The sequence below is a fragment of the Georgenia satyanarayanai genome (assembly GCF_023715365.1).
GTDB classification, from domain to species: Bacteria; Actinomycetota; Actinomycetes; order Actinomycetales; family Actinomycetaceae; genus Oceanitalea; species Oceanitalea satyanarayanai_B.
On the sequence record NZ_JAMBNZ010000001.1, the window covers coordinates 67,727 to 86,362 of the forward strand.

An 18,636-nucleotide genomic window follows, 5' to 3' on the forward strand; every position below is an offset into this window, starting at 1 on the left:
GCCCCCGGGCGCGCGAGCGTCCCCGAGGGATGTGACAACCTGACACAGCCACGCGTCGGCAGTTTCCCGCTGCCTCCGAGCGACTGGCCAGACCTCGAGCAGCGCCGATGATCGGCGGTGGGAGTGATGCAGCACGTGCTGGAACAACAGGCCGGCGTAACCGACGAGCCCGTGGGCGCGGCAGCACGTCGTCGGACGTTCGCGGTGATCAGCCACCCGGACGCGGGCAAGTCCACGCTGACGGAGGCGCTGGCCCTGCACGCGCGGGCGATCACCAAGGCCGGGCACGTGCACGGCAAGGCCGGGCGCAACGCGACCGTCTCGGACTGGATGGAGATGGAGCAGGCGCGCGGGATCTCGATCTCCTCGGCGGTGCTCCAGCTCACCTACCGGGACACGGTGCTCAACCTCGTCGACACCCCGGGCCACGCGGACTTCTCCGAGGACACCTACCGGGTCCTGACGGCGGTGGACGCGGCGATCATGCTCGTCGACGCCTCCAAGGGGCTCGAGGTGCAGACGATGAAGCTGTTCGCGGTGTGCAAGCACCGCGGGATCCCGATCATCACCGTGATCAACAAGTGGGACCGGCCGGGCAAGGACCCGCTGGAGCTCATGGACGAGATCACCGAACGCACCGGGTTGACGCCCACTCCGCTGACCTGGCCGGTGGGGATCGCCGGCGACTTCCGCGGCGTGGTCGAGCGGGACAGCGGCGACTACGTCGCGTTCACGCCGACCGCGGGCGGGGCGCAGATCGCCCCCGAGGAGCGCATGAGCGCCGGTGAGGCAGCCTCCCGCGAGGGAGAGGCCTGGACCGCCGCCCGCGAGGAGTCACAGCTGCTGGCCGCCTCGGGCGCCGAGCACGACCAGGAGATGTTCCTCGGCGGCATCTCCACCCCGGTGCTGTTCGCCGCGGCGGTGCGCAACTTCGGTGTGCGCCGGCTGCTGGACGCGCTGGTGGAGCTGGCCCCGGCGCCCGGCCCCAGGGCTGATCACGAGGGTCAGGCGCGTCCATTGGACGCACCGTTCAGCGCCTTCGTGTTCAAGCTGCAGGCCGGCATGGACACCGCACACCGCGACCGACTGGCCTACATCCGGGTCTGCTCGGGCGTCTTCGAGCGGGGCATGGTGGTGACCACCGCGCGCACGGGCAAACCGTTCGCGACGAAGTACGCCCAGCAGGCCTTTGGCCGCGACCGCAGCCTCGTGGAGACGGCCTACCCCGGCGACGTCGTGGGGCTGGTCAATGCCTCGAACCTGCGCATCGGCGACACCCTGCACGCCGGCCCCCCGGTCCAGTTCCCCGCCCTGCCGACCTTCGCTCCGGAGCACTTCGCGGTGGCCCGCGGGGTGGACACGGGCAGGTACAAGCAGTTCCGCCGCGGCATCACCCAGCTCGAGGCCGAGGGTGTGGTCCAGGTGCTGCGTTCCGACCTGCGAGGGGAGCAGGCGCCGGTACTGGCGGCTGTGGGACCGATGCAGTTCGAGGTCGCCGAGAGCCGCATGAGCGCGGAGTTCGGGGCCCCGATCCACCTGGAGACGCTGGGCTACAGCGTGGCGCGGCGCACCACCCCCACCTGGGCCCCGACGCTGAGTGCGGAGTGGGGTGTCGAGGTCGTCCACCGCGAGGACGGCGAGCTGCTCGTGCTCCTCCCCGACCAGTGGCGAGCGCGGTCGATCCAACGCAATCATCCCGACGTCGTCCTGGAGCCGCTGGTCGCGACGTGACGGAGGGCTACGAACCCGCACCAGGGCTTTCGAACACTCACGGCGGGGACTCAACGCGCGCCGTGTCGCGGCCAAGCTCGATGTCGGTGCCGCCGCTACGGTGCTGCCGGGTCACGAGGGCCAGCGTCATGCTCTCCGGCGAGGTGGTCCGGCAACCGCGCGTCACGCACGGTGGCCCGCCGGCGGAAGGCCGGCACGCGCTCGCCATCGGCCGGGTCGCAACAACAACGTGCCCGACGGCGTGGGTCCGGTCCCGTCCCTCGCGCGTACCGGCCCGGCGCCGCTCGTCCTCGCCGAGCTCACCACCGGGGACGGCGTGATCGCGGCGGCGAGGGGCGGAACCGGATCGGCGTTCCCCGACGTCGGCTCCTTCTTGCTGTGGTAGACGGGTGTCATGCGCGAGCTGCTCTGGATCTCCCCGATCGAAGCCCTTGCCGTGGTCCTGGCCACGGTCGGCATGTACCTGGCGATGCTTCTCTTCGTCCGCATCCTCGGCCCGCGGGTCTTGTCCGGGCTGTCGAGCTTTGACCTCGTGGCGGTCATCGCCTTCGGCTCGATCATCGGCCGCGCCTCGCTCGGTGAGATCCCGCGGCTGGCAGGCGGCATCGTCGCACTGACCACCCTGCTGGTCCTGCAGGGGCTGCTCGGGATCGTCCGGCGGCAACGCTGGGGTGCGCTGGCGGTGACCAGTGACCCGATCCTCCTCATGGCCGATGGTCAGGTCATCGAGCGGCATATGCGGCGTTGCCACGTGCAGCCCGGTGAGCTCCAGTCGCGCCTGCGGCTGGCTGGGATCCGTCATCCCAGCGAGGTCGCCGCCGTGATCTTCGAGCCGACCGGCGCGGTCAGCGTGCTTCGGCGCGGCGAGCGCATCGACCCGATGCTCATGAGCGGGGTGGTGGGCGCGTCACTGCTGCCCCCCGACCTGCTCAGCGATCCTGCCTGACCGCCTCGTCGTGCCAAGCAAAGAACTCCGCAGCCGAGAACAGCGGATGGCCGTATCCCTTGGCCTTGCGAGCCTTGCCGGACTGCGTGCCCACCTCGGTATGTGTCGCCCCCGCGCGCTGCTCACGTCAGGGTCTCGGGTCGGTCCGCTTCCAGCGCTTCTCACCCCGCCGCGCGCCCATCCCGGCAGCGCACCGCGGGCAGAGCGAGGTGACGGCGTCGGCGTGGGTGCCCGTCGCGGGCTGGACCTCCGCCCACGGCACGTGGGGGAAACGCAGCAGCCGTTCCCGGCTCAGTGCGAGCCCGCAGACGGTTTGGTTGGTTCCCTGCACCCAGGCATGCACCTCACCGGCGGGTGAGCGTGCGCCGTCGAGGTCCGTCGTCTCGTCGGTGGCGACGACGGACGCCGACGTCGGCCGTCCCGGTCCCCGCCCCACCGCTACCTGGCCGCCGCGGCCCGGCGGGTGGCGTACTCGGTGAGCGGCACCCGCTCACCCGGTTCGACGCCCAGTGCGGCGGCGAGCTCCGGGTCGTGGATCGGCTCGGTCTTCGTGCCGGTCTGGAAAAGGAAGGAGACCTCGCGGATCTCGTAACGGTCCCCGCCATCGGGCAGCTGCTCCTGGAAGCGTGACCTCCCCGGGGCGAACTCGCACTCCACGTAGGCGAAGGTTCGCGTGCGCTCCTCGGCGCGGTCCGTCGCCCGCACCGACGCGACCGTCTGTGCGACCGACTGCCCGAAGACGTCGACGTTCGCGCGCACGACGTCTGCCACGGTGCCCGGCTCCCCACCGAGACGTTCGACTCCCGGCCACCCGACAGTCACCGCGTGCTCGACGAACTCGGCCCACGCCACGTTCCCGTCGGCCTTCACGTCGACGCCGCCACACGGCGCGAGGTCGTTGAGGTCGCACGCGGACCAGTCGGCCCTGATGCCGGGGTGCTCGTCGGTGAAGGGAGGGATGATGGCCATACCCCCATCCCACGCCCGAACGCGCCTTCCCGCAAGGGGCGACGCACCGGGCGTACGTCAGGTTGCTACAGGCCCGTCGTGCTCACGCCGTACTCGGCCTGCTCCTGGCTGAAACCCTCGAACAAGAGCTGGTCGATAAGACCGGACCGCGAGAACCCCGAGAACTCGAGGTAACTCTCCGCGGACTTCGCGGCCTGCTCGTTCCAGTCGACCTTCACCTCGTCGACGGCCCACGTGGCGTCCTCCGTCGAGAAGCCTTCGAACTCCAGCTGCTTGACGAGCCCCTCGTGGGAGAAGGCACTGAAGTCCAGGTAGCTCTCCGCCGACCGCTTCGCGTTCTGCTGGGACACCGTGCCGGCCGCGGCCGCCTCGGCTGCGGCTGCCTCGGCAGCGGCTGCCTCAGCGGCAACCCGCTCCTCCTCGGCAGCGACTCGCTCTGCCTCCTCGCGCTCGGCCTCGCGCTTCTGCTCCTCCTCCGCCGCCTCGGCGGCGGCCTTCTCGGCTTCGGTGTCGACGGTCGGGCTCGGCTCCGACGTCGCGTCGACGGACTCCGTCTCGACGGCGGTCGGCGCCGCAGGCTCGTCCTCGCCGCCGGTCGCTGCGATTCCGATGGAGAGCGCGACAAGGGCGCCGGGGATGATGAAGCGCTTCTTCTTGTACCAGGAACGCGCACTGGTGCCGTCCGGGTTGCCGGTTGCCGGCGGCTCCAGCGGGGCGGTGGGCCCCCACGGCTGGCCGGTCGTGTGCTGCGGGTACTCGCCCACGGGAACTCCCTCGTCGAATGACAGATGTCGTCGTGCGATGGCGAGCTCTCCGGCGCCTTGGCCTGCGCGACGTCACCATCTCCCCCGACCTATCGGCTGCACCGACTCACCTGTGAGGAATCTCGCTGCGGGAACCGACGCAGAGAGGCCCCGCACCACCGCCGTGGTGCAGGGCCTCTCCTCGACCTCGGTCAGTCAGGTCAGCCGTTTGGCTGGGCCGTCGCCTACGGGGTGCGGCGCACGCCGAGGGTGTCGCGGCCGTCGCCGTTCCAGTCACCCACGAGCACCTCGTCACCGGCGCGGCCGAACGCCACGGAGAAGTCCGCGGGACCACCGGCGAGGGAGTTCTTCACGAAGTACTCATTCCCACGCCGCACCGCGAAGGTGTCGGTGCCGTTGCCGTCCCAGTCACCGGCCAGCGTCACGTCCGTCGCCCGGCCGTAGGTGAACGTCCGGTCCGCGGGCCCACCACGCATGGAGTTCTTCACGTAGTAGGTCGCCCCGCGCCGCACCGCGAAGGTGTCGCTCCCGTTGCCGTCCCAGTCACCGACCATGACCACGTCACCGGCGCGGCCGTAGGTGATGACGTGGTCCGCCTTCCCACCCGCCAGGGAGTTCTTCACGTGGTACTGGGCCCCGCGACGCACCGCCAGGGTGTCGGTGCCGTCCCCGTTCCAGTCACCGACCAGGACGACGTCACCCGCACGCCCGTAGGTGAACACGCTGTCCGCCACCCCGCCCCGTGGGGCGTTGCTGACGAAGAAGCGGTTCCCCCGGCGCACGGTGATCGTGTCGCGGCCATCACCGTCCCAGTCACCGATGAGCACCTCATCGGTGTACCGGCCGTACTGGAACACGTGCTCGGGCTTACCGTCCCAGCCGTCGTTGAGGAAGAACCCGAACCGCTGCGGCGCCGGCCCCGGGTCGGCCGGCTCCTCCGGCTCCAGCGGGGGCACCTCGCCGTCGCCGTCACGGTCGATCATGAAGGCGGGGGTGGACCAGGTCTCGACGTGGTCCGGGTTGTCCGGGTCACCGAGAGCGCTCAGCGCCTCGACCTGCAGGATGTAGTGCCCGTCCGGCACGGGGCTGCGGCCACCGTCCTGGGTCGAGCGCATGCCGTCCCACGTCCACTCGGTGAACTCACCCGAGTCACGCCCGATGTGCTGCTCGTAGCGGGCGACGGCCTGGCCCTCGATGGCTTGCTGGCTCGCACCCTCCGGCATGGGCCGGTAGATGGAGAAGGTGAGCGACTGCGCCGGGTTCTCCATGTGGATGAGAACGGTCGGCACGTCACCGTCCTGCATGGTGTAGCTGGTTCCCTCAGTCCTGACGATGTCCCAGTCACCGTTCCAGGCGCAGTCGATCCCGATGAACCGGTCGCACGTGGTGAGCTTGCCGAGAGCCGGCAGGTCGAGATCGCCGAGGTTCTCCAGCAGCGGCAGCGCCTGGTAGTCGCCCGCGAAGCCCGCGAAGGGCACGCTCAGCGAGGCACCGTCCCCGTCCTTCGGAGTGAGGACGACGTACCCGCCGTACAGCGCCTGCGTCAGCTCGTTGGGGCTGATCGTCACGTCGAAGCTGGCCTGTCCGCCCGCGGGGACGGTGAGCTCGTCCGGCATGATCACCCGGGCGGTCGCGTCCTGGACGACGGTGGGCGCATCGGGATTGCCGGTGGTGGCCGCAGCGTCGAGGGAGGACAGCGCGTAGGTGATGTCCTCGCCCGCGGCGTTCGCCACCGTCAGCGTCTTGGTCACCGCGCCGTGCTCGGACTCGCCGAGCGACAGCTTGCCCGGGGTCACCGTCGTGGTCGACAGGATCGTCTCGTCGATGGCGAGCATGCCCGCGCCCTGACGGTGGACCGGCTCGAGGACGTCGGACGTCGGTGCGCCGTTCCACGGTGCCGGGTCGGCCGAGTTGAGCAGGAGGTCACGCACCTCGTGGGCCTCGGTCCCCGGGCGAGCCTGCAGCAGCAGGGCCGCGGCTCCCGCGACGTGCGGGGCAGCCATTGAGGTGCCCGAGGCGGTCGCGTACTCCCCCTCCTCCAGCGGGTAGGTGGAGTAGATGCTGCCACCGGGGGCGCCGAGGTCCGGCTTGAGGCTCAGGTCAGCGGCCAGGCCGTAGGAGCTGAAGCTCGAGATGAGCCCGCCCGTGGGGTTGGGTCGGGAACCCACGACCTCGGTCCACGTGAGCGTCGCACCGCCGTCGACGACCGCGGCGTCCGCCGCGACGCCCGCCGCCTGGGAGATCCCGATGACCGGGATGGTGACCGGCGGGGTCCCGGCAGCACTCGCGCTCAGCTCACCGGGCACGTTGTTGTAGATGACGACGGCGGCCGCACCGGCCTGCTGGGCGCGGTAAGACTTCCCGTAGAAGCTCGCGTCACACGCGGGGTTGTCAGGGTGCGCCCCGCGCTCGATGAGGACCGCCTGACCGGTGAGGTCAACCTCGATGTCCGTGCACGCCCGCGCCGCTGCAGTCCCGGGATCCCCCAGCCGGGTGAGCGGCAGGGAGCCCTCGACGGGCACCGGGCCGGCACCGCTGGCGGGGATGTAGGGATACTCCTCGCCGTCGATCTCGACGACGCTGGCAGTCACCGCGATGTTGTCGAAGGAGGCGACGCCGATGACGTCCTCCCCCACGCCAGGCGCGCCCGCGGACCAGGTCCCCGAGGCGCCGCTGTTGCCGATCGAGGCGACCATGACGACGCCGGCAGCGACGAGGTTGTCGCTCGCCACCGCGGTCGGGTACTGCGGCCAGGTGGCGAAGGCCGAGCCGATGCTCTGGTTGACGACGTCCATGCCGTCCTCCAGCGCCTTCTCCATGGCGGCGACCATGATGTCGGCCTCCGTGGAGCCCTCGCAGCCGAAGACCCGGTACGCGCCGAGCTCGACGTCCGGGGCCACGCCGCGCACGCCGCCGTTGAGGGTGTCGCCGTCAGCGCCGACGATGCCGGCCACGTGGGTGCCGTGGCCGCCGCAGTCGTCCGGGTCGGGGTCGGGCATGGGCACGGGCTGGTAACTCGTGCTCTCGGGGTCGGCGTTGTAGTCGTCGCCGACGAAGTCGTAGCCGGCGACCACCTTGCCCGACGGGAAGGTGGTCTCACCGTCCACGCCGGCACCGCCGAGGTCGGGGTGGTCGTAGTCGACGCCGGTGTCGATGATGCCGACGCGGATTCCCTCACCGGTGAAGCCGAGCTCGCTCTGGGCGATGTCCGCGCCGGTCATCGACAGGGCGCTGCGCAGCTCGGGCTCCGAGAGTGTGGGACGCTCCGGCGCCTGGACCGGCAGGACCGGGTAGATCGCGCGGACCTGGGGCATGTCGGCGACGCGCTCGGCGGCGTCGTCGTCCAGGTCGGCCGAGATGCCGCTCCACAGGGTGCTGAACTCCTGGCGCACCTCGAGCTCGACGCCCGCGGACTCTGCCTCGGCGACGAAGCTGCGCTGGGCGCGCTCGACGCTCGCGGTGCTTCCCCCGCGCGTGGTGGGCTGAGGGGCGAACTGGATGAAGTAGGCGCCCGTGGGTGAGGAAAGCTGCACGTCGCTCTGCGCGGCGGTGCTCGCTGCCTCGGCATCGTCCGCGGTGGCCGCGGGACCGGTGAGTGTGACCAGCAGCGCGGCGGCGGCGGCGACGCTGAGGCCGGAACGGATGCGGCGTTGCGATCCGTTGGTGGTACGGACAGGTGGTGTCACAGGTATCCCCCGTTGGAAGTGGACATGGGCGCCGGTGTGACGCCCTGCACAGCACCGTAAGTGACCGGTGTGACATTTGCTTTTCCGCGAACCGGGCCCGAGTTACAGAACGGTAACGATCCCGGCGGCGGCGCCCGTGTGCGGACCTCCGAGTGTGCGCCTAGCGTCGACAGGCACCGGTCCCCACCTCGAGGAGAGAACCCATGTCGAACGTGACGATCATCGGCGGCCACGGCAAGGTCGCGCTCCTGCTGGCGCCCCTGCTCTCCGAGCGAGGGGATGCCGTCACCAGCGTCTTCCGCAACCCCGACCACCGCGAGGAGGTCGAGCAGACCGGCGCGAGCGCCGTCGTCGCGGACGTCGAGAACCTCTCCACCGAGGAGCTCGCCGACGTGCTGCGCGGCGCCGACACCGTTGTGTGGAGCGCCGGCGCGGGTGGCGGCAACCCGCAACGCACGTGGGCGGTGGACCGCGACGCCGCGATCCGCACCGTCGACGCCGCCAAGCTCGCCGGGGCGCGCCGCTTCGTCATGGTGTCCTTCGTCGGCGCGCGCCAGGACCACGGCATCCCCGAGGACAACGCCTTCTATACCTACGCCCAGGCCAAGGCCGACGCCGACGACCACGTGCGCGACTCGGGCCTGGACTGGACGATCGTCGCCCCCGGCGCCCTCACCCTCGACGAGCCCACCGGCTCCATCGACCTCGTGACGGCCGACGACGGCGGTGAGCACAAGACCTCGCGCGCGAACGTCGCCCGCGTCATCGTCGCCGCCCTCGACGAGCCCGCCACCGTGGGCCGGATGATCGAGTTCGCCGACGGCGACACCCCGATCGCCGAGGCGCTCACGCGCTAGCACGACTGGCCCCGCCCCCGGGCGCCGTCCCTGCCGGCGGCCGTCCGGGGCGGTCTATCGTGGGCTCACCCCGAGTCGAAGGAGGCCGCCGTGCAGCCCACCGACGTCGACCCCCGCGACTTCATCGCCGGCGTCGAGAACGCCACTCGCCGGGCGGACGCCGAACGGCTCGTCGAGATCATGCGGGACCTCACCGGTGAGGAGCCGGTGATGTGGGGGCCGAGCATCATCGGCTTCGGCAGCTACCACTACGTCTACGAGACCGGCCGCGAGGGCGACGCCCCGCTCGCCGCGTTCAGCCCGCGCAAGGCGAGCCTCGTCGTCTACCTCGTCGGCGGCTACCAGGAGCGCTACCCCGAGCAGCTCGCCAGGCTCGGCCCCTACAAGCCGGGCAACGCGTGCCTCTACCTCAAGCGCCTCGACGACGTCGACGAGCAGGTTCTGCGCTTCCTCGTCACCGACTCCTGCGACCTCACCCGCGCGGAGTACCCCTCCTAGGCAGCAGCGCGCCCCGGGGGAGCGGTATCCCCCGGGGCGCGCCGGCCACCTACGCGACTGTCAGTCGCCCACGTAGCTGAGCTCCGCCGTCGTCGGGGTACGACGCGACGGCGGCTCGGTCACCTTCCCGCACGCGCTGTCGGGCAGCGTGGTGCGGTGGTTCGCCGGGCCGTAGAGCCGTTGGGCCGAGGTCCACGGCTCGGTGGCCTGGCCGTCGAGCAGGAGCGGGATGAGCCCGCGCTGCTCCTGCGTGAGCGGCACCATGTACCCGCGTGCCCGCTCCTGGACCCGCCAGCCGTGCGCCTCGATGCGGTCCTCGAGCGTCGTCGCAAAACCCTCCGGGCTGTCCTCCCGGACTCCGCGGTACTGCTCCTCGGTGAGGAGGTAGCCACAGACCGGCGCCGTGAGGATCTGTTCGGGTCCCGGGATCTCCGGGTTGGGCGGTGCCTCACCGGGGTGCGGGGCCGGGAACGGCTCGACGGTGTAGGAGCCGCGGAAGACGATGTCCCCACGGTTGCGGGCCTGCTCCTGCCGGCCCTGCTCGCCCGCCGCCTCGACCTCCTCCTTGTTCGCGTGGAAGTAGTCGAGGTACTGCTCGAAGGTGTACATCGCCGAGTACGTCTTGCGCTTGCGGGACTCAGGGGTCTGCGAGCCGCCGTCGGCGGGACGGGTCTCCCCTCCGGAGCTGCGTGCCTCGAGGAGCACACCGACGATGTTCTTCAGCCCCAGGGTGTTGCGCAGGATCGTCTCCTGGCTCTGGCCCACCGTGCTGCCGCCCTCACAGCCGTAGGGGCAGAACCACCAGCCGTCCTCCGAGCCACGCTCGTAGAGCCAGTTCTCCACGAGGTCCTTGCTCTGCAGGTGAACGACCTCGGGCACGTTGAGGTGCCGTGAGAACAGGACGGGCAGGTCGCCCGCCCGGATGTTGCCGTACTCGTGGCCGTCGAAGGCGGCGTCGGGCCGGTAGTCGCGCAGCATCTCGGTGAAGCCGAAGGTCTCCGGCTGGCGGATGAGCGAGAAGTCGCGGTTGAGGTCCTGCCCGGTCGCGTTGCCGCGCTGGTTGAGGGCACGGCCGTCGGCGTTGATCGAGGGGACGAGCAGGATCGTGGACTCGGAGAGGAGGTCGAGGGTGCGCTCGTCCTCGCCGAAGGCCAGCTGGCGCGCCATGATGAGGCACGCCTCGCGCGAGGACGGCTCGTTGCCGTGGACGTTGCAGTTGACCAGCGCCGTCTTCCCGGCGGCCACCTCCTCCGCCGTCTCCGGTGGGTTCGGGTAGCCGATGATGAACATGTTGATCGGCCGGTCCTGCAGCGTCCGTCCGATCTCGACGACGCGCACCCGGTCGCTCAGCGCGTCCAGCTGCGCGGTGTACTCGGCCTCCTCGACGTCCGTGGTGAAGCGCTCGGCGAAGGTCTGCTCCCAGCCGGTGCGCAGGCCCTCGCCGGGTACCTCGACATCACCCCACTGGGGCAGGGTCGTGTCGTAGACGGGCTCGGAGAAGCCCTCCCCCGCGATGCCCACGCGCCAGCGGAAGCGGTCGCCCGGGTCGAAGTTCGCGTCGGCGAAGGCGGGCTCGCTCTGGTCGACCTGGCGGTTGGGCCGCCAAATTCCGGTGATGACCGGCTCGCCGACCGGCTCGTCGTTCTCGTCCACCTCGGTGCGCTCGATCTGGTACTCGGTGACCCCGGCGACCGGCTCCCACGTCAGCGTGGCGAAACCCATCTCCTGCTCGACCTCGAGCCCGGTCACCGCCTCCTGGACCTGTGCCACCGACGGCGGCGTCGCCACCAGGGAGGCCAGAAGTGCGGCGCCGGCAGCCCCGACCACCGCGATCCTGCGTCTGTCACGTACTGCTGAACGTTGCATGTCTTTTCCCATTCACTTCAGGCGTGCGTGGTCAATTCCACGAGAAGAAAGCGCCGTCCACCCCCTCGAGGACGCGGGGCGCGGGAAAAGACGTCGAGGACACCAGGTTCCACACCCCCATGCGGATTGCCGACTTCGGGGCGCGTCACCCGCCCGGCTCGCGTGGCGACGTCACCACGCGGACACGGTCGATTTTGACTGTCTGAGGCTCCCCGTTGAGTCGGACATTAACCTCGGCGTATCAGGCCGTCAAGCAATGACAGAAGTCTCCGCCGTCGTGGTGGCCGTGTCCGCGGCCGAGCCGGCCGGGTACTCCCCCAGCGGCACCCGCCCCTCGCTCCACGCCGCGAGGACCGGCTCGACGACGCGCCAGCACTCCTCCGCGACGTCACCGCGCACGGACAGGAGCGGGTCGGCCTCGAGGACTCCCGCGAGGACCTCGCCGTAGGCAGGGAGCTCCGCCCCCCCGAAGCTCGTCGAGAGCGAGACGCGGTCCAGGGACCACGGGTCGCCCGAGCCGTTGACGTCGAGCTCGAGGCTCAGGCACTCCGGACCCAGTCCGATGCGGACGCGCGCCGGCTGGGAGGTGCCCTCCAGACCGACGGGCAGCTGCGGGACGGGCTTGAAGGTGACGACGACCTCCTTGCGGGTGGGCGTGATGCCCTTGGCGCTGCGCAGGGTGAAGGGCACGCCCTTCCACCGCCAGTTGTCGATGAAGACGGTGACCTCGGCGAGCGTCTCGGTCTCGCGCGCCGGGTCGACGCCCGGTTCCTCGGCGTAGGCGGGAACCTCCCGGGCGCCGATCCGGCCGGCGCCGTACCGGGCGCGGCGGCTGTGCTGCTCGGGGTCGCCCGCCCGGGCCGCGCGAAGGACCTCGGCGATGCGGTCACGGACGTCCCGGTCACCCAGCGTGGGCGGCGGGTCCATGGCGACGAGCGCGAGGACGTGGAGGAGATGGCTCTGGATCATGTCGCGCAGCGCGCCCGAGCCGTCGTAGTATCGGGCGCGTCCCTCGAGAGCGAGGTCCTCGTCGTAGATGACCTCGACGCTCTCGACGTGCGTGGCGCGCCAGATGGGCTCGAAGATCCGGTTGGCGAAGCGGAAGCCGAGGATGTTGAGGACGGTGCTCTTGCCGAGGAAGTGGTCCACGCGGTGCACCTGGTCCTCGGGGACGAGCCTGCCGACGACGGCGTTGAGCCGCCGCGCGGAGTCCCCGTCCGTCCCGAAGGGCTTCTCGACGATGAGCCGCGTGCCCTCCGGCAGCCCGATCTTCTCCAGGGCGAGGCAGGCGCGCTCGGTGACGGCGGGAGGCAGAGCGAAGTAGATCCCGACCGGCCCCTCGCACTGCTCGAGGACGTGGCGCAGCTCCTCGGGCTGGGTGACATCGGCACGGACGTAGACGGACTCGCTCTCCAGGCGCCGCAGTGTCGCCTCGCCCGGCTCGTGCGAGAGCGAGGGAAACGCCTCCCACGGGGCTATCTCGATGCTCGGCTGGACGGCGAAGGCCTCCGCCAGCCGCTCGCGCCACTGCGCCTGGTCCCAGTCGTCGACGCCGGAGCCGACGAGCCGCAGCTCCGGTGCGCGGCCGGTGGCGAGCAGCCGCCCGAGGCCGGGCAGCAGGAGGCGACCGGCGAGGTCACCGCTGGCCCCCAGGACGAGCAGCGTGCGGATCTCCTCGCGGGCGGCGCGGACCGTCTCAGCCATGACTTCCCTTCCCGAGCGTGGGCACCGCGGCAGCGGGGCCTGCCGTCCATCATGGCGGGCGGGCGCGCACCTGGCCGCTCGGGCGGGCGGCCGCGTGGAAGAGTGGGCGCCATGAGCGCACTCGTGAGCCCCGAGCAGCTGCTGTCCGAACGTGGCGACACGCTGCTGCTGGACGTCCGGTGGACGCTCGCCGGCCCCGACCGCGCCGGCTACGTCGACGGGCGTCTGCCGGGTGCCGTCTTCTGCGACCTCGACGCCGACCTCGCCGGCCCGCCGGGCGCCGGCGGCCGCCACCCGCTGCCCTCGCGCGAGGCGCTCGCGGCGGCGATGAAGCGGCTCGGCGTGCGGCCGGGGCACCGCGTCGTCGTGTACGACGGCGGGGTCGCGGCCGCCGCGGCGCGCGCGTGGTGGTGCCTGCGCTGGCTCGGGCACGAGGACGTGCGCGTGCTCGACGGCGGACTCCCGGCCTGGGTCGCGGCGGGTGGTGAGCTCGAGTCAGATGGGGTGACGGCGGCGGGTGACGGCGCGGCCCGCGAGGTCGCGACCGCGGTGGGCGACGGCCCGGCCCATGAGGCCACGACGACGACAGGTGACCGGCCGACCCAGGCCGCGCCGCCGTCGTCGTCCACGATGCCCACAGTGACGGCCGACGACCTCCTCCCCTACGACGGCGTCCTCCTCGACGCCCGCGCCACCGAGCGCTTCCGCGGCGAGGTGGAGCCGGTCGACCCGGTGGCCGGGCACATCCCCGGCGCGCGGTCGCTGCCCACGGGCCGGCTCCTCGGCGCGGACGGCCGCTACCTGCCCGCCGCCGAGCTCCGAGCCCTGCTCACCGAGGCCGGTGCGGACGCCGGCCGCCCGGTGGCCGCCTACTGCGGCTCGGGCGTGACGGCCGCCCAGCTCGTGCTCGCCGCCCACGAGGCGGGGCTGGACGCCGCCCTGTACCCCGGCTCGTGGTCGCACTGGATCACCGACCCGGCCCGCCCGGTGGCGACGGGGACGGACTGACCGGGGCGCCGTCGTCGTCCACGAGCCCGCGGCTCAGGGCCGCGTGGACCAGCGCCCGGCCGTCACCGAAGACGGGGAGCAGCTGGAGGACGTGGGCGAGGTAGATGGCGGCGACGAGGGCGTCCACGGGCAGGAGCACGAGCCCGAGGAGCACGCAGGAGCCCGGCCCGGCGAGCGCCGTCGTCGCCACCTGCCGCGGCGTCATCGTCCCCACCGGCGTGATCGACACGCGCCACCGGTCCCGCGCCACGACGACGGTCCGCACCGTCTCCACCCGCCTGAGCAGGACGAGGTGCATGGTCTCGTGCAGCGCGAACGAGCCGACGAGCCCGAGCACCGCGACCCTCACCAGCCACCACGCGGCCTGGGCGGTGGCGATCGCGCCCGTCGTCACCGTGACGACCGCGGAGGCGAGGACCGCCACCGCGGCGAGGGCCAGCAGCGGCCACACCTGGGTGACGACGAGCCGCGCGGCCGCCCACACCGGCACGTCCGCGCGCGGGTGGACCCGGACGTCAGGCACCACTGCCCGACTGTGCGCGCTCGCGGATGAGGTCGTCGCGGTAGCGCTTGAGGCCCACGTAGGTGAGCTGCACCAGCGCGATGAGGCCGATGCACACCCCGAGCACGACGAGCACCCCGACGGTGTTGTTGATGCCCATCGTCGCGTCGACGCCGCCACCGGTGACGCTCGTCGCCTCGAAGTACAGCGCGCCGAACAGGCCCTCGCGGCGGCCCAGCTCCTCACCCACCGAGAACATGAGGAACAGCAGGCAGAGCACGACGACGGCGAGCGTCAGCAGTGTTCCCCCGACGACGGAGTTGATGACCAGCATTGCCTTCTTCATTGCGTCTCCTCTTCTCGTCCTGACGGATGCCCTCGATCGCGTAGACCACGAACAGGGCGGTGGCGCCGAGCAGACCGGCGGGCACGGGCAGCTGGAGCATCCCGAGCCCCAGTGCAATGAGGGTGAGGACGACCGCGGCGGTCGCGAGTGCGACGAACGCCGCCAGCGGGTTGTCCTTCTCACTCGGGACGATGATCCCGAGACAGGTGGTGAGCGCGGCGCTGATGAGCGCCGAAAGGACGACGACGACGGTCCCCTCGGCCCGTCCGAACGCGGCCGTGAGCAGCAGGGCCGGCACCCCGACCGCACCGATGAGGAGCACCTGGGGGCGCAGGGACAGCAGGTAGATCCGCCAGGCTGGCTGCCGCTGCCCGGTCAGCTCGCGCAGCGGTGCGGTCGCGCTGAACAGGTACAGCCCCCCGATGGTGAGGGTGCACAGGCTCCACAGCGGGTTGAGATCGGTCGCGGCGAGCAGGTAGCCGAAGAGCGCGACCCCCACGACCGTGCCGATGAAGGTGTGCTGGCTGCGCAGCAGGCACCAGTCGTAGGGGGTGAGGTGTGCCGCCACCCGCCGCGGCAGGCGGATGTCGAGGTACTTGGCGGTGCGCAGGTGCCGGCTCGGCATGACGTGGACGATGACGACGAGCAGCACCGCGCACACGACGACGACGGCGGCCATCGCCGCACCCAGGCCGGCCCGCTGCGCGAACCAGGCGATCGCCGTCGGCCACACGAGGGCGCCGCTCGCTGCAGGATCGGTCATGTGCCACATGAGGTCGGTCATCTGGCCCGCGTAGGCGACGATGAGCGCGAAGATCCCGAGCAGCGCGAGCAGGTCCGCCACCGGCCGGGTCCGCATCGCCGACAGCAGCCGGGTGGCCACCACGTGGCACAGGCTCAGGGCCAGGTAGGCGACGCCGATCGGCGCGAGCATCGAGGTGAGGATCTGCCCGACGGCGGAAGGTCCCATGAGGAGCACCGCGCTCGTCATCACGGGCACCGCCGTCGCCAGGGCCACGCCCAGGGTGATGGCGGCCTCGAAGAGGAGGAACGCGACGGAGCGCTCCTTGTTCGTCAGCGGGAGCTGGTAGGTCAGCTCGAGCACGCCGTCGGAACTGAGGAAGAGCACCTTGACAAAGATGAAGGCGACCATCACCCACAGCACGAGCGAGACCGTCGACGTCGCGAAGAGCAGGTCCCAGACCTCACGGTCGGCCGAGTAGGGCAGCAGGAACTGCCGGGCGACGGCGGTGAGGGAGACGAGGAGGACGACGGCGGTGCCCAGTGCCGCGAACCGCACCGACCGCAGGCGCAGGGCCCCGACGCTGAGGACGCGCCGACCGAAGAACGCGAGCAGCATGCGCGCGACGACGAGGGCGTGGGACAGGCGCACGGCCTACCTCACCTCCGACTCGATGTGCTCGAAGACGATCGACTCGAGCGACCCGCCCTCGCGGACCAGCTCCTTCGTGGGGCCGTCGAGGACGAGGAGGCCGAGGTCGAGGAACACGACGTCGTCGGTGAGCCGCTCGAGCAGGGTGAGGTCGTGGCTGCACAGGAGCACCGCGCGGCCGTCCTCGTGGAGGGCGCGCAGCTCTCGCTCGGCGATGCGCATGGCCTCGAGGTCGACGCCGTTGAGCGTCTCGTCGATCACCGTGAGCGGGCGGCGCAGCACGAGTGCGGCGACGAGCTGGGTCTTCTTGCGCATGCCGTGGGAGAAGCCCGAGATGAGGTCGTCGTAGCGGCCCGGCATGGAGAAGTCGCGGAAGTAGGCGCGCGCCCGCTGGTGGTCGAGCGTGACGCCGTAGAGCTTCCCGAGCATCGTGTAGTACTCGCGCGGGCTGAGGAACTCCGGCAGGTAGTCGTTGCTCGCGAGGTAGACGGCGTCCTGCTTGGCCTCGATCGTCGTGTGCTGGTGGCCGTTGACGGTGATCCGTCCCGACTGCGCCTTGAGAAGGTCGAAGACGTTCCTGATGAGGGTGGACTTACCCGACCCGTTCGGACCGATGAGGCCGACGATCCGCCCTCTCGGCACGTCGAAGGACACCTCCTGGACGGCGTTGACGACGCCGTCGTAGGAGTAGGTGAGGTCACGGACCTCCAGGACGTTGCTCATGTGCGGCCTCCTTGCGTGGTGGGGCGGTGGGCCGGCGGCAGCACCTCGGCACCCGTGCCGGGTGCTGCCGCCGGTCCGTGGCTAGGTCAGCGGCACTCGATCCAGAGCGAGAAGCCGTTCTTCCAGGTCATGCCGCCGGTGAAGCGGCGCCCACCGGCCTTGGTGAGGCACCAGATCGCGGCGCCGGCGACGAGGACGAAGCCGAGGGCGAGGAGGACGGCGACGAACACGAGCCACCAGGCGTCGTAGCGGACGACCGCGTTGTCGAAGCGTGTCTTGGCCGTGTCGACCAGGTGGTGCTGCTTCTCGACCAGGGAGGCCGAGAGCTGCGCGGGCAGATCAGTGAGGGCAACGGACATGGGAGTTCCTTTCACGTTGAGGCAAGGCTCGGAACCCGGGTGGGCGGTGCGCTGGGGCAGCCGCCTGGTACCAGTCTTCGTCCGGCACGGCCCGTGCGTGAACGGGCCTTTGACTAGACGGCGCTCGACGTTCGTCTACGTGGCCCTCCGCTGGCGGCGGGTACGGACCGACTGTTCGATGAGGGCCCCTACTCGTCCGCGAGCACGCTCACCCACGCCCACGGAGGCCCCATGCCGGGTAAGACCATCGTCCTCACCGGTGCCAGTGACGGGATCGGGGCGGCGGCCGCTCGCCGACTCGTCTCGGACGGGCACACCGTCGCTCTCGTGGGCCGGTCCCCTGAGAAGACCCGGGCGGTCGCCGAGGAGCTGGGAGCGGAGCACTTCCTCGCGGACTTCGCCGACCTTGCCCAGGTCCGGTCCCTCGCGGCCGCGCTTGGTAGCGCCTACCCGCGGATCGACGTCCTGGCGAACAACGCCGGCGGCATCTTCGGGGACAGGGCGCGAACCGTCGACGGCTTCGAGAAGACGCTGCAGGTCAACCACCTCGCCCCGTTCCTCCTCACCAACCTCCTCATGGACACGCTGACGGCGAGCGGCGCGTCGATCGTCACCACCTCGAGCGCGGCCGCTCGGCTCTTCGGGAAGATCGACCTCGACGACCTCGGCAACGAGGCACGGTTCTCTGCGCGGAAGGCCTACGGCGACGCGAAGCTCGCCAACATCCTCTTCACCAAGGAGCTCCACCGCCGCTTCGCTGCCCGCGGCCTCTCCGCGGTGGCCTTCCACCCCGGGGTCGTGCGGACGAACTTCGCCTCGGACACCACGAGCCTCATGCGGCTCGTCTACCGGACGCCCCTGCGTCACCTGAGCGGCGTCGTCAGTCCGGAGAAGGGTGCTGAGATGCTCGTGCACCTCGCCGAGGGCACCCCGGGACGCGACTGGGTGTCGGGGGAGTTCTACGTGAGGCACAAGATCGCGAGGACGAACCCGCAGGCCGCCGACGCAGGTCTCGCGGCCGGGCTCTGGGACCGCAGTGCCGAGATGGTGGGGCTGGCCGGGGCGCCGTCGTCGTCGTCCGCTACTTGATCGCACCGCGCGTGACGCCGGAGATCGGCAGCGTGAGGACGACAGCGCCCACCGTGATGAGTCCGTCGCCATTTGCCCGGCCGACCGCCGTCGCCACCGGCCAGCCCACCGACCGCCGTCGCCACCCGCCCGGCCCACCGACCGCCGTCGCCATCCGCCCAGCCACCGACCGCCGTCGGCCCTACCTATCCCCGT

At 71.3% G+C, this 18,636-nt stretch carries 19 protein-coding genes; 7 read left to right on the forward strand and 12 right to left on the reverse strand.

Annotation, left to right across the window (positions count from 1 at the left end):
* Positions 1-126: 126 nt before the first annotated feature.
* The 3 genes from M3148_RS00315 to M3148_RS00325 all read left to right on the forward strand — a co-directional run bounded on the left by M3148_RS00315 (position 127) and on the right by M3148_RS00325 (position 2,677).
* A complete protein-coding gene (locus tag M3148_RS00315) occupies positions 127-1,731 on the forward strand; it encodes a peptide chain release factor 3 (protein WP_251302997.1) in 1,605 nt (534 codons plus the stop codon).
* A gap of 229 nt (positions 1,732-1,960) precedes the next feature.
* A complete protein-coding gene (locus M3148_RS00320) occupies positions 1,961-2,116 on the forward strand; it encodes a hypothetical protein (protein WP_251302657.1) in 156 nt (51 codons plus the stop codon).
* Positions 2,117-2,125: 9 nt separating this feature from the next.
* The gene (locus tag M3148_RS00325) at positions 2,126-2,677 is read left to right on the forward strand and encodes a DUF421 domain-containing protein (RefSeq protein ID WP_251302658.1); all 552 of its coding nucleotides are present in this window, start codon (positions 2,126-2,128) and stop codon (positions 2,675-2,677) included.
* Positions 2,678-2,804: 127 nt separating this feature from the next.
* Here M3148_RS00325 and M3148_RS00330 read toward each other — a convergent pair whose 3' ends face one another.
* The 4 genes from M3148_RS00330 to M3148_RS17665 form a co-directional block, all read right to left on the reverse strand.
* A complete protein-coding gene (locus M3148_RS00330; RefSeq protein WP_251302659.1) occupies positions 2,805-3,113 on the reverse strand; it encodes a hypothetical protein in 309 nt (102 codons plus the stop codon).
* Between the two features lie 2 nt (positions 3,114-3,115).
* Positions 3,116-3,646 (reverse strand): hypothetical protein, encoded by a 531-nt coding sequence (locus M3148_RS00335; protein ID WP_251302660.1) that lies wholly within the window; start codon positions 3,644-3,646, stop codon positions 3,116-3,118.
* Between the two features lie 65 nt (positions 3,647-3,711).
* Positions 3,712-4,410 carry an Ltp family lipoprotein gene (locus M3148_RS00340; protein ID WP_251302661.1) on the reverse strand — a complete coding sequence of 233 codons (699 nt, stop codon included), beginning with the start codon at positions 4,408-4,410 and terminating at the stop codon, positions 3,712-3,714.
* A 224-nt stretch (positions 4,411-4,634) separates the two neighbouring features.
* Positions 4,635-8,096 (reverse strand): S8 family serine peptidase, encoded by a 3,462-nt coding sequence (locus M3148_RS17665; protein WP_308203193.1) that lies wholly within the window; start codon positions 8,094-8,096, stop codon positions 4,635-4,637.
* Positions 8,097-8,299: 203 nt separating this feature from the next.
* Between M3148_RS17665 and M3148_RS00355 the strand changes: the two genes are divergently transcribed.
* Positions 8,300-8,953, forward strand: coding sequence for an SDR family oxidoreductase (locus M3148_RS00355; protein WP_251302662.1), 654 nt, complete (start codon positions 8,300-8,302; stop codon positions 8,951-8,953).
* Between the two features lie 90 nt (positions 8,954-9,043).
* Entirely contained in the window at positions 9,044-9,451 is a 408-nt protein-coding gene (locus M3148_RS00360) for a DUF1801 domain-containing protein (protein WP_251302663.1), read from the forward strand.
* Positions 9,452-9,511: 60 nt separating this feature from the next.
* Here M3148_RS00360 and M3148_RS00365 read toward each other — a convergent pair whose 3' ends face one another.
* Positions 9,512-11,278: a M14 family zinc carboxypeptidase gene (locus M3148_RS00365; protein WP_251302664.1), complete on the reverse strand. Its 1,767-nt coding sequence runs from the start codon at positions 11,276-11,278 to the stop codon at positions 9,512-9,514.
* Positions 11,279-11,566: 288 nt separating this feature from the next.
* Positions 11,567-13,021, reverse strand: a complete 1,455-nt coding sequence (locus tag M3148_RS00370) for a glucose-6-phosphate dehydrogenase (protein ID WP_251302665.1) — start codon at positions 13,019-13,021, stop codon at positions 11,567-11,569.
* A gap of 111 nt (positions 13,022-13,132) precedes the next feature.
* Here M3148_RS00370 and M3148_RS00375 point away from each other — a divergent pair, with 111 nt between their 5' ends.
* A complete protein-coding gene (locus M3148_RS00375; protein ID WP_251302666.1) occupies positions 13,133-14,029 on the forward strand; it encodes a sulfurtransferase in 897 nt (298 codons plus the stop codon).
* Here the strand turns inward: M3148_RS00375 and M3148_RS00380 are convergent.
* The 5 genes from M3148_RS00380 to M3148_RS00400 all read right to left on the reverse strand — a co-directional run bounded on the left by M3148_RS00380 (position 13,989) and on the right by M3148_RS00400 (position 17,352).
* Positions 13,989-14,555 carry a hypothetical protein gene (locus M3148_RS00380; protein ID WP_251302667.1) on the reverse strand — a complete coding sequence of 189 codons (567 nt, stop codon included), beginning with the start codon at positions 14,553-14,555 and terminating at the stop codon, positions 13,989-13,991. The genes M3148_RS00375 and M3148_RS00380 overlap by 41 nt on opposite strands.
* A complete protein-coding gene (locus M3148_RS00385) occupies positions 14,545-14,811 on the reverse strand; it encodes a hypothetical protein (protein ID WP_251302668.1) in 267 nt (88 codons plus the stop codon). Before M3148_RS00385 ends, M3148_RS00380 begins: the two co-directional genes overlap by 11 nt.
* On the reverse strand, positions 14,774-16,270 hold the full coding sequence (locus M3148_RS00390) for a hypothetical protein (RefSeq protein WP_251302669.1): 1,497 nt from the start codon (positions 16,268-16,270) through the stop codon (positions 14,774-14,776). The genes M3148_RS00385 and M3148_RS00390 overlap by 38 nt, the downstream gene beginning before the upstream one ends.
* Positions 16,271-16,273: 3 nt before the next feature.
* On the reverse strand, positions 16,274-16,993 hold the full coding sequence (locus tag M3148_RS00395) for an ATP-binding cassette domain-containing protein (RefSeq protein WP_251302670.1): 720 nt from the start codon (positions 16,991-16,993) through the stop codon (positions 16,274-16,276).
* A gap of 86 nt (positions 16,994-17,079) precedes the next feature.
* Entirely contained in the window at positions 17,080-17,352 is a 273-nt protein-coding gene (locus tag M3148_RS00400) for a hypothetical protein (RefSeq protein WP_251302671.1), read from the reverse strand.
* A gap of 231 nt (positions 17,353-17,583) precedes the next feature.
* Here M3148_RS00400 and M3148_RS00405 point away from each other — a divergent pair, with 231 nt between their 5' ends.
* A complete protein-coding gene (locus M3148_RS00405; protein WP_251302672.1) occupies positions 17,584-18,441 on the forward strand; it encodes an SDR family NAD(P)-dependent oxidoreductase in 858 nt (285 codons plus the stop codon).
* Here M3148_RS00405 and M3148_RS00410 read toward each other — a convergent pair.
* Complete coding sequence (locus tag M3148_RS00410) at positions 18,434-18,595, reverse strand: hypothetical protein (protein WP_251302673.1); 162 nt, start codon at positions 18,593-18,595, stop codon at positions 18,434-18,436. The two genes, M3148_RS00405 and M3148_RS00410, sit on opposite strands and share 8 nt — an antisense overlap.
* Positions 18,596-18,636 lie beyond the last annotated feature (41 nt).

Coding starts and splice junctions, on each gene's coding strand:
- M3148_RS00400 (WP_251302671.1), bottom strand. CDS start 17,352: ATGTCCGTTGCCCTCACTGATCTGCCCGCGCAGCTCTCGGCCTCCCTG.
- M3148_RS00325 (WP_251302658.1), top strand. CDS start 2,126: ATGCGCGAGCTGCTCTGGATCTCCCCGATCGAAGCCCTTGCCGTGGTC.
- M3148_RS00375 (WP_251302666.1), top strand. CDS start 13,133: ATGAGCGCACTCGTGAGCCCCGAGCAGCTGCTGTCCGAACGTGGCGAC.
- M3148_RS00410 (WP_251302673.1), bottom strand. CDS start 18,595: ATGGCGACGGCGGTCGGTGGGCCGGGCGGGTGGCGACGGCGGTCGGTG.
- M3148_RS00370 (WP_251302665.1), bottom strand. CDS start 13,021: ATGGCTGAGACGGTCCGCGCCGCCCGCGAGGAGATCCGCACGCTGCTC.
- M3148_RS00355 (WP_251302662.1), top strand. CDS start 8,300: ATGTCGAACGTGACGATCATCGGCGGCCACGGCAAGGTCGCGCTCCTG.
- M3148_RS00405 (WP_251302672.1), top strand. CDS start 17,584: ATGCCGGGTAAGACCATCGTCCTCACCGGTGCCAGTGACGGGATCGGG.
- M3148_RS00335 (WP_251302660.1), bottom strand. CDS start 3,646: ATGGCCATCATCCCTCCCTTCACCGACGAGCACCCCGGCATCAGGGCC.
- M3148_RS00315 (WP_251302997.1), top strand. CDS start 127: ATGCAGCACGTGCTGGAACAACAGGCCGGCGTAACCGACGAGCCCGTG.
- M3148_RS00395 (WP_251302670.1), bottom strand. CDS start 16,993: ATGAGCAACGTCCTGGAGGTCCGTGACCTCACCTACTCCTACGACGGC.